The organism is Mesorhizobium sp. M1A.F.Ca.IN.020.06.1.1, assembly GCF_004023265.1.
GTDB lineage: Bacteria > Pseudomonadota > Alphaproteobacteria > Rhizobiales > Rhizobiaceae > Mesorhizobium.
The window spans coordinates 1-4,575 of the sequence record NZ_RZSR01000465.1 but is presented as its reverse complement, the minus strand read 5'-3'; the positions used below and the strand labels follow the sequence as shown (position 1 = coordinate 4,575).

7 protein-coding genes are annotated in these 4,575 nt (G+C 65.6%); 5 read left to right on the top strand and 2 right to left on the bottom strand.

Annotated features, from left to right (window positions below; genetic code table 11):
* On the top strand, nucleotides 1-528 hold a 528-nt coding region (locus EOA60_RS19860), incomplete at its 5' end, for a DUF480 domain-containing protein (RefSeq protein WP_128311770.1).
* 221 nt (nucleotides 529-749) lie between these two features.
* Here the strand turns inward: EOA60_RS19860 and EOA60_RS19855 are convergent.
* Nucleotides 750-1,175 (bottom strand): OsmC family protein, encoded by a 426-nt coding sequence (locus tag EOA60_RS19855; RefSeq protein WP_095825191.1) that lies wholly within the window; start codon nucleotides 1,173-1,175, stop codon nucleotides 750-752.
* A gap of 214 nt (nucleotides 1,176-1,389) precedes the next feature.
* Here EOA60_RS19855 and EOA60_RS19845 point away from each other — a divergent pair, with 214 nt between their 5' ends.
* From EOA60_RS19845 to EOA60_RS19835, 3 genes are all read left to right on the top strand, one after another.
* Nucleotides 1,390-1,608, top strand: coding sequence for a hypothetical protein (locus tag EOA60_RS19845; protein WP_067322949.1), 219 nt, complete (start codon nucleotides 1,390-1,392; stop codon nucleotides 1,606-1,608).
* Nucleotides 1,609-1,610: 2 nt separating this feature from the next.
* On the top strand, nucleotides 1,611-1,967 hold the full coding sequence (locus EOA60_RS19840; protein ID WP_095782697.1) for a YciI family protein: 357 nt from the start codon (nucleotides 1,611-1,613) through the stop codon (nucleotides 1,965-1,967).
* Nucleotides 1,968-2,065: 98 nt separating this feature from the next.
* Nucleotides 2,066-2,596 (top strand): hypothetical protein, encoded by a 531-nt coding sequence (locus tag EOA60_RS19835; protein ID WP_095799646.1) that lies wholly within the window; start codon nucleotides 2,066-2,068, stop codon nucleotides 2,594-2,596.
* 271 nt (nucleotides 2,597-2,867) lie between these two features.
* Here the strand turns inward: EOA60_RS19835 and EOA60_RS19825 are convergent, their stop codons facing one another.
* A complete protein-coding gene (locus tag EOA60_RS19825) occupies nucleotides 2,868-4,130 on the bottom strand; it encodes a ubiquinone biosynthesis hydroxylase (RefSeq protein WP_095825193.1) in 1,263 nt (420 codons plus the stop codon).
* Between the two features lie 107 nt (nucleotides 4,131-4,237).
* On the opposite strand from EOA60_RS19825, the gene EOA60_RS19820 reads away from it, so the two are divergent.
* Nucleotides 4,238-4,575, top strand: a 338-nt coding sequence (locus EOA60_RS19820; RefSeq protein ID WP_206628173.1) for an acyl-CoA thioesterase domain-containing protein, incomplete at its 3' end; no start/stop codon positions are given.

Genomic DNA, 4,575 nt, shown 5'->3' with positions numbered 1-4,575 from the left:
AACGGCGCTCATCAGGCCGCCAACCAGAAGACGGCGCGCGAGCCGGTGATGGCGCTGGAGCTGACGGAAGTCCGGCGGGCGCTGAGCACGCTCGAGCAGAAAGGCCTGGTGCGCCAGGCCTTCGCTTCGCGCGTCGAGCGCTACGAGCATTTGATGGCGCAGCGCTTTTCGCTGACCACGCCGCAGATCGCCGTCGTCGGCCTCTTGCTCCTGCGCGGCGCGCAGACGGCGCATGAATTGCTCGCCCGTTCGGAGCGCATGACGCGCTTTGCCTCGATCGAGGAGCTTCGCGACAATCTCGATTTGATGATCGGCCGCCGGCCGCCGCTGATCCAGCTGCTCGAACGCGCGCCAGGGCAGCGCGAGGAGCGCTATGTGCATCTCTTGAGCGGGGCGGTGGAAGCAGCCGCGGTGGCAGCGCCTTGGCAGCCGCCGGCGTCGACAGACCCCGACCTTGAAGCGCGGGTCAAGGCGCTGGAGGAAGAGGTCGCGGCATTGCGGGCGAAGATCGAGGCGCTGGGCGGCTAGCCACTACGGGAGATGTCGGCGGGACAGCGCCCCCCCTGTCCCGCCGGACTCCCCCCTAGACTAGGGGAGATTGGCAGTTCCGGCGCCGGCGCCCTTCTTTCACCGTCGGCGATTGGCGAAAGCCAACGCGACATCCGATCTCCTCCCTTGAGAGCCCTTGAGAGGGAGATGCCCGGCAGGGCAGAGAGGGGGGCGAAGGATCGCTGCCCCCGCAATCTGCATCACCCCAACCGTGCATCCAGCGACACGTTGATCGCCCCCAGTGCCTTCGACACCGGGCACTCGGCCTTGGCCTTCTCGGCCAGTTCCTGGAACTTTGCCGCATCGATGCCCGGGACCGTGCCGACCAAGGTGATGGCGCTGCCGGTTATGCCGGTGCCGGGCACCAGTGTCACAACAGCCTTGGAGTCGAGCGCGGTGGCCGGGGTGCCGTTCTCGGCGAGGAAATGCGACAGCTGCATGGCGTAGCATCCGGCATGGGCGGCGGCGATCAGCTCTTCCGGATTGGTGCCGGATTTGCCGCTCTCATCCTCGAAGCGCGCCTTGAAGGAATAGGGTATGCCCTTCAGAGTCCCGCTCTGCGTCTCCAGCGTGCCCTTGCCCTCTTTCAGATTGCCTTTCCAGACGGCGTTTGCGGTGCGGTCCATGAAGTCCTCCTGGCTTGTCGGGGTTCGCGCCGGCGGGCGCCGGCGTTCCGCTGAACTATAGCGCGAGCGCGCCGGAAGACCATGGCGCGATTGCGCCCGCGAAGTCGAAGCGCGCGAAAAAATTCTCGAAAAAACGCGTGCAAAAATGTCGACTTCCGGGCGGCCTGACCGTCCTGCGGGCGGCCACGAAGTTCGGGGCCGAAGGAGGTTGAAGATGGACAATCTGTTTTTCGCACTTTGGAGGCGCCCCGGCGGAAGGGTGCAGCGACCGGAAGAGTTCTGGCTGGATCCCCCGGCCTTCGGCCTCGGCCGGCTGGCGGCGGCCGTGGCCATAATCGGGATTGCGGCATGCCTGCTCGATCATGCGGCGGCCAGAAGCAAGGCTGACAGCATCGCGGTCGCCTCCTATGGTTCATCGCAGGAAGGGAACTGACAATGAAATATGTCCTGCTGGTCTACGGCGAGGAAAAGGACCTCTTCGCGCTCACGCCGGAACGATCCGCCAAGCTCGACGCCGATTCGCTCGCCTATGACAGGGAACTCGATCGACAAGGCAAGCTGATCATCGCGCAGGCGCTGCAGCCGGTGAAGATGTCGAAGTCGCTCAGGCGTCGCAAGGGCAAGCGGCTGGTTACCGACGGGCCGTTCGCCGAGACGAAAGAACAGCTGCTCGGCTTCGTCATGGTCGAGGCCGCGGATCTTGACGAGGCGATGGCGATCGCAGACGGCATTCCGCTGGCCGAGCTCGGCACCGTCGAGGTCAGGGCTGTCTACGACATACCGGGGTCATGACCCGGAGCTATTAGCGGTTTGTTCATCGCCGCAATTGTCGCGAGTTGAAGCGATGCTGTACTTCTTCTATCGTTGCCGCGGTTTCGGGGGAATTCGGCATGCCTTTTCTGCTCGCTATGCTTGGCCTGCTCGGCGTGGCGGCCATCTGGTGGTACCGGCTGAAGGCGATGAACGAGGCGGCCAGCGAGGTCGCCGACGTTATCGGCCGCGTGCAGGGCAATATCCGCCGCAAGAAGCTGCGCAAACAGGCGGCACTTTCGCCGCTGACGGCGATCGACGATCCGGTCGTGGCCGCCGCGACGCTGATCACCGCGATCGTTTCGGAACATGGCCCGATCCTGCCGCAGCGCGAAGCCGTCATCCGTGAGGTGATCGCGCAGATTGCCGACAACCCTAAGAAAACCGACGAGGCCGTCGTCTACGCCAAATGGGCGGCCGCGCAGGTCGACGACACCACGATCGTCATCGACAAGCTGGCGCCGTTCCTGCGCGAGCGCCTCGAGCCGCACGAACGGGACGATCTGCTCAGCATGCTGAACCGGGTGGCACAGGGCGGCGAGCACCGCCTGCGCATCGCCGATCAGCGGATGGTGAGGCTGCGACAGAAGCTGGGTTTTGAGGTCAATTAAGCTGAAGCAGTGGCGGCCGGATCGCCTACCCTCGTGATTGGCCGAAACGCTTCTCGCATTGTCATTCTATGGCGGAGCAAGGAGCGAAGCGACGCGGCGCAGACCATAGAATCCATTCCGTTACCTATAAGCGTTGCAGCGGTGCAGAATTCTGCTCGGCGGCATTCTTCGACCAAGGTCACCGCATGGATCCTCGGGTCTTGGCGTCCGCTTCGCTCCCGCTCCGCCCGTGGATGACGACGTCGCGTAGGCACCGGCCAATTGCTAGGCGCTAGATCGCTTCGCCCTTCAATAGCCGCGGCGTGTCGCCTGACAGGCCAGACGCCTGACGGATGAAGAAGTCCTTGAGCTTCGGCATGCGCTCGACGAGGCCGAGGCCGAGGTCGCGCACGGCGCGCAGCGGGCCGATGTCGTTGGAAAACAGGCGGTTCAGCACGTCGGTGGTGACGCCCATCTGCAGCGTGTCGAAGCGGCGCCATTGCTGGTAGCGCTCGAGCACGTCGAGCGCGCCGATATCCTGGCCGAGCCGGTCGGCCTCGACCACCACTTCGGCAAGTGCTGCGACATCCTTGAAGCCGAGATTGAGGCCCTGACCGGCGATCGGATGGATGCCGTGCGCCGCATCGCCGGCGAGCGCGATGCGCGGTGCGACGAAGGCGCGCGCAAGGATCAGGCCGAGCGGCCAGGCGCGCGGCTTGTCGGCGACGCGGATCTCGCCGAGCTTCAGCCCAAAGCGCTGCTCCAGCTCATGCTCGAAGACGAATTCGTCGCCCTCGACCAGCTTCTGCGCGTCTTCCGTGCGCTCCACCCAGACGATCGAGGAGCGATTGGTGCCGTCCTCCTCAGGCTTCAGCGGCAAGGTGGCGAAGGGGCCGGCGGGCAAAAAATGTTCCTCGGCGCGGCCATTGTGCGGGCGCTCATGCGCGACCGTGCAGACGATACCGGACTGGCCGTATTCCCATTTCACCGTCTTGATGCCGGCCATGTCGCGCAGCTTCGAATTGACGCCGTCAGCGGCGACGAGCAGGCAGGCCTTAAGCGCGGCGCCGTCGGCCAGATGCACGGTGATGCCGGCGCCGTTCGTGTCGAAGGCGCTGACAGCCATGCCTTCGATGACGTCGATGCCGAGTTTTTCGGCGCGGCGGCGCAGCGCGCCGTTGAGGACCCGGTTGGCCACCATATGGGCGAAGGGTTCGCCGGGCGCCACCTCGCCGTCGAAGGTCAAAAACACCGGGCGCACCGGATCGGCGGCGCGCGAATCGGTGATGATCATCTCGGTGATAGCCTGCGCCTCGGGCGCGATCTCGTCCCAGACGCCGAGCTGCTCCAGCATGCGGCAGGCCGCGGCGGCGATCGCCGAGGCGCGGCCGTCCTTCTGCCAGACGCCGGCAGGTGCCGCATCGACAATGGCGACGGCAAGGCTCGGTCGCGCCTGCTTCAGCGACACGGCCGCGGCAAGGCCGACGTAACCGGCGCCCGCCACCAGCACGTCCACCGAGGTTTTGTCCGCTGCATCCGCCTTGCGGTCGACCATGGCACTTTCCTTTCGCGGCCTCCGGCCCCCGCGGCGGCCGTTGCAGCTTGACTGCCCGGCTCTCCTGTCCGAAACCCGCCATGACACATCTTCAAGGGAGGTGGAACATGACGGCGGCCATGGACGAGCTTCTCGACATTCTCGACCTCGAGCAGCTCGAACACAACCTGTATCGTGGTCGCAGCCCCAAGCTCGACTGGCAGCGCGTGTTCGGCGGCCAGACGATCGCTCAGGCGCTGGTCGCCGCCCAGCGTACTGTCGAGCCGGGGCGCCATGTGCATTCGCTGCACGGCTATTTCATGCGGCCCGGCGACACCAAGGTTCCGATCGTCTATGAGGTCGACCGCATCCGCGACGGCGGCTCTTTCACCACGCGCCGGGTGGTGGCGATCCAGCATGGGCAGGCGATCTTCTCGCTGGAAGCCTCGTTCCAGCAGGACGAGGT

Bases quoted from the DNA above. Each gene is read 5' to 3' on its own strand.
- EOA60_RS19855 (WP_095825191.1), bottom strand. From the start codon at position 1,175: ATGGACCGCACCGCAAACGCCGTCTGGAAAGGCAATCTGAAAGAGGGC.
- EOA60_RS19845 (WP_067322949.1), top strand. From the start codon at position 1,390: ATGGACAATCTGTTTTTCGCACTTTGGAGGCGCCCCGGCGGAAGGGTG.
- EOA60_RS19840 (WP_095782697.1), top strand. From the start codon at position 1,611: ATGAAATATGTCCTGCTGGTCTACGGCGAGGAAAAGGACCTCTTCGCG.
- EOA60_RS19835 (WP_095799646.1), top strand. From the start codon at position 2,066: ATGCCTTTTCTGCTCGCTATGCTTGGCCTGCTCGGCGTGGCGGCCATC.
- EOA60_RS19825 (WP_095825193.1), bottom strand. From the start codon at position 4,130: ATGGTCGACCGCAAGGCGGATGCAGCGGACAAAACCTCGGTGGACGTG.